The organism is Daejeonella sp., from assembly GCF_037719425.1.
Taxonomy (GTDB): domain Bacteria; phylum Bacteroidota; class Bacteroidia; order Sphingobacteriales; family Sphingobacteriaceae; genus Daejeonella.
This window is the reverse complement of sequence record NZ_JBBJNI010000041.1, coordinates 1-4,131: the sequence shown is the minus strand read 5'-3', so window position 1 is coordinate 4,131 and position 4,131 is coordinate 1. Positions and strand designations below refer to the sequence as shown.

Here is a 4,131-nt window from a genome sequence, read left to right as displayed (position 1 = left end):
ACCGATTAATACTGAATACTGATTACTGATTACCGGTTTACCCCTTCCACTGAGGAGATCCATCCCGGACTTGATCCGGGACTAAATCGGGGAACAGCCTCTCCACTCTCAACTCTCAACCATCAACTCTCAACTCTTCCCGTAGGGACTCCTTCGGAGCAACTGTCAACTGTCAACTTAATCAAGTACTCCCCATATCCACTCTTCCTCAGCGGTTCTGCTATAGTTCTCAATTCCTGAGCATTAATGAACCCCATTTGAAAGGCTATCTCCTCAATACACCCGATCTTCAAGCCCTGCCTCTCCTCAATAACCTGCACAAATTGCCCTGCCTGCATGAGTGAGTTAAAAGTTCCGGTATCAAGCCAGGCAGTGCCGCGGCTTAAAACACCCACTTTTAGTTTTCCCTGGGACAAATATTCCCGGTTTACGTCGGTTATCTCATATTCTCCTCTTGGAGAAGGCTTAATATTTTTAGCGATCTCAACCACGGAATTATTGTAGAAATACAAGCCAGGAACAGCATAATGTGATTTAGGTGAAGCAGGTTTTTCCTCGATTGACAAAGCAGTAAACTTATCGTCAAATTCCACAACCCCATACCTTTCCGGGTCAGATACCTGGTAAGCAAACACCACCCCCCCTTCTGGTGACTTAATAGTTGGGAGCAGATTTGTGATAGAATCGCCATGGAATATATTATCGCCAAGGATCAGAGCCACATCATCATCACCGATGAATTTCTCCCCAATTACAAATGCCTGGGCGAGCCCGTTTGGTACCGCCTGCTTGGCATATGAAAATTTACATCCTATCTGATGACCATTCCCAAGAAGCTTTTCAAAATGTGGCAGATCATGCGGTGTTGAGATTATCAAGACCTCATTAATGCCCGCCTGCATCAAGGTTGAAAGGGGGTAATAGATCATCGGCTTATCGTAAACAGGCATTAGCTGCTTGCTGACTGCCAGGGTTAAGGGGTGTAAACGGGTACCGGAGCCGCCGGCGAGGATAATTCCTTTCATCAAGAGTTGTTAGAGGGGCAAAGGTATAGAAATTCTTATTGTTTTGCAGTGGGGTGCCTGTTGCGAATTCCCTGGCTGAGCGGAGGGCATGCGGGCTAGCCCGATCGGCAATTTAACCGCAGAGAGCGCAGAGATTTTCGCAGAGGACGCAAAGTCAAAGTTTAACAATTTTGAAAGGTGTTAATTTTTTTTAATCTCTGCGCCCTCTGCGTCTACTTTGCGGGTTCTGCGGTAAAAAACGAAACGTGAATTCAAAAAACTCGTCCCTATTCAAAGTAATTCAATGTCTCAAATCCACCCTTTTTCAAATATTCATCCTTCTTCATTAAGTGCAGATCCGATAATATCATTTCTTTAACCAGCCCGGCAAGATCGTACTTTGGCTTCCATCCCAATTTGGTATTTGATTTCGTAGGATCACCAATAAGCAGATCAACTTCTGTGGGTCTGAAGTATTTAGGGTCTACTTTAACGATTGTTTGGCCTGACTTTAAAAATGAAGGGTCGAAGCCTACTTCGCTGCATTTTTCCGTATTAACATCGATGATCACCCCTTTTTCATGCTGATCTTTACCACTGAATTCTACGTGCACTCCCAGTTCCGCAAAAGCCATTCTTACGAAATCACGTACCGTCGTAGTGATCCCGGAAGCGATTACGAAATCCTCTGGCTTGTCTTGCTGCAGAATTAACCACATCGCCTCGATGTAATCTTTAGCGTGACCCCAATCGCGCTGAGCTGACAAGTTACCGAGATACAAACATTTCTGAAGACCTAAGGCAATCTTAGCCGCGGCTCTGGTGATCTTCCTTGTCACAAAAGTTTCCCCACGTATCGGACTTTCGTGATTAAACAGAATCCCATTACACGCATACATGCCGTACGCTTCCCGATAATTCACGGTGATCCAGTAGGCGTACATTTTCGCGACAGCATATGGAGAGCGTGGATAGAAAGGCGTTCTTTCCGATTGTGGCACTTCCTGAACCAAACCATACAATTCAGAAGTTGAAGCCTGGTATATGCGGGTTTTTTTCTCCAATCCGAGGATTCGGATGGCTTCAAGAATTCTTAATGTACCAAGGCCGTCAGCATTGGCAGTATATTCGGGCGTTTCAAAGCTGACCTGAACGTGGCTCATTGCAGCCAGGTTATATATTTCGTCCGGCTGCGTTTCCTGGATAATCCGGATCAGATTAGTCGAATCAGTTAGGTCACCAAAGTGCAGCTTCAAACGTAAATTACCTTCGTGCTGGTCCTGATATAAATGATCAATTCTATCGGTATTAAAGAGCGAGCTTCTTCTTTTAATTCCGTGTACGAAATATCCTTTTTGCAAAAGAAATTCTGTTAGATAAGCTCCATCCTGGCCAGTAATTCCAGTAACTAATGCTGTTTTCATATATTATTTATTATTACAATTTATCTGGCTGCTTCGCATCCAGGTTTTTAACACAAAGAACAGGGAGGAAAAACACGAAGAAGCCTTAGATGTATTCGCCCTTCGTGAACTCCCTGGCGTTCGCTTTAAAATGATCGACTTTTTAGTTTATTTGCATATATAATCCGCACGTTTACACGTATCTTACAGCAGAGGGATCTGTTTCTATACAAATAACCAGATCGTTAGGTTCGTAAAATAGCCAGGTTTTACCACCGTCACATAAGATTCGCATTGATGTTTGCGCTTTCCTTCCGCTTAGTGACTCTGCGCCCTCCGTGAAAATCTCTGTGCCCTCTGTGTTAATTGGCGACCAGCCAGCAAACATCCGGCTGTTTTCCTTTGCAAATATATCAGGTTCTATCACGCTTTAACTATTCCCTTATCATCTTTTGTTTTCTAAAGAACTTCCCCCTAAAAAATCCCCATACGCAATCTTAATACCTTCCCTCAACTCCGTCGAATGCTTCCATCCCAAACCATGCAGCTTCGATACATCCAACAACTTCCTTGGCGTTCCGTCCGGCTTCGTCTCATCAAATTGAAGTTTACCTTCAAATCCAATGATCTCCTTTAATAACATTGCAAGGTCTTTGATACTTATATCCTCGCCAATTCCTATGTTTACGAGTTCCGAGTCATTATATTTTCCCATTAGGAAGCAGCATGCATCTGCCAGATCGTCTGCATATAAAAATTCGCGTTTAGGCGTGCCTGTCCCCCAAATGGTGACAAATTTGTTGTTTCCAATTTTTGCTTCATGAAACTTCCTTATTAGCGCCGGCAGAACATGCGAATTCTCCAAATGGTAATTATCGCTTATCCCATACAGGTTAGTAGGCATCACCGAAATAAAGTTACAGCCGTATTGCTCACGGTAAGCTTGGCACATCTTTATCCCGGCTATTTTGGCGATTGCGTAAGGTTCATTGGTAGGTTCTAATAAACCAGTTAGAAGATATTCTTCTTTTAATGGTTGATGCGCCAGCTTAGGATAAATACAACTTGAACCCAGGAACATTAACTTTCTTACATCATGTAAATGAGAATTGTGAATGACATTATTCTGAATCATAAGATTCTCATACAGGAAGTCTGCCCTGTATGTGTTATTAGCAATTATACCTCCTACTTTAGCGGCAGCTAGAAAGACATACTCTGGCTTTTCCTCTTTAAAAAAAGCGGCAACATCTTTCTGATTTCTGAGGTCAAGTTCAGTGGATCTTCGCTTTACCAAATTTGTATATCCTTGCCCGTGCAATTTTCGTACTAAAGCTGAACCAACCATTCCGCTATGACCGGCTATATATATTTTTGAATTCTTATCCATTGTCTGATTTATTTCCCGGTTTTATAGAACTTAAAAAGCTCCACCATATAGATCGCAACCTCATAAATCTAGCGGCCGTATTTATTTCATTTATTATTATAGTAAGTAAAGTCTTTGTGTTTAATTTCCTTTTCAGGTAATGATTTGAAATACTCGTAAGTGATTTTCAAGCCCTCTGCTCGTCCCACCTTAGGTTCCCAGTTCAGGATGTTCCTTGCTTTGGTGATATCCGGGCGCCTCTGTTTGGGATCATCAGTGGGAAGCTCTTTGAACACCATTTTCTGCTTTGTTCCCGTAAGCTTGATGATCTCATCCCCAAACTGCTTTATAGTGA

The 4,131-nt window shown here is 42.8% G+C and carries 4 protein-coding genes and 1 pseudogene; all 5 read right to left on the bottom strand.

Annotated features, from left to right (window positions below; all coding sequences use genetic code 11):
- Nucleotides 1-122: 122 nt before the first annotated feature.
- Complete coding sequence (gene rfbA, locus WKF69_RS07455; protein ID WP_340380879.1) at nt 123-1,025, bottom strand: glucose-1-phosphate thymidylyltransferase RfbA; 903 nt, start codon at nt 1,023-1,025, stop codon at nt 123-125.
- 266 nt (nt 1,026-1,291) lie between these two features.
- Nucleotides 1,292-2,428: a GDP-mannose 4,6-dehydratase gene (gene gmd, locus WKF69_RS07450; protein WP_340380876.1), complete on the bottom strand. Its 1,137-nt coding sequence runs from the start codon at nt 2,426-2,428 to the stop codon at nt 1,292-1,294.
- Between the two features lie 172 nt (nt 2,429-2,600).
- Nucleotides 2,601-2,834 (bottom strand): hypothetical protein, encoded by a 234-nt coding sequence (locus WKF69_RS07445; RefSeq protein ID WP_340380874.1) that lies wholly within the window; start codon nt 2,832-2,834, stop codon nt 2,601-2,603.
- Nucleotides 2,835-2,852: 18 nt separating this feature from the next.
- Nucleotides 2,853-3,797 (bottom strand): GDP-L-fucose synthase, encoded by a 945-nt coding sequence (locus WKF69_RS07440; protein ID WP_340380872.1) that lies wholly within the window; start codon nt 3,795-3,797, stop codon nt 2,853-2,855.
- An 86-nt stretch (nt 3,798-3,883) separates the two neighbouring features.
- Nucleotides 3,884-4,131, bottom strand: a pseudogene (locus WKF69_RS07435) (SDR family NAD-dependent epimerase/dehydratase); the annotation flags it as partial.

Excerpts from the sequence above, each read along its gene's own strand:
- rfbA (WP_340380879.1), bottom strand. The coding sequence starts at position 1,025 with ATGAAAGGAATTATCCTCGCCGGCGGCTCCGGTACCCGTTTACACCCC.
- gmd (WP_340380876.1), bottom strand. The coding sequence starts at position 2,428 with ATGAAAACAGCATTAGTTACTGGAATTACTGGCCAGGATGGAGCTTAT.
- WKF69_RS07440 (WP_340380872.1), bottom strand. The coding sequence starts at position 3,797 with ATGGATAAGAATTCAAAAATATATATAGCCGGTCATAGCGGAATGGTT.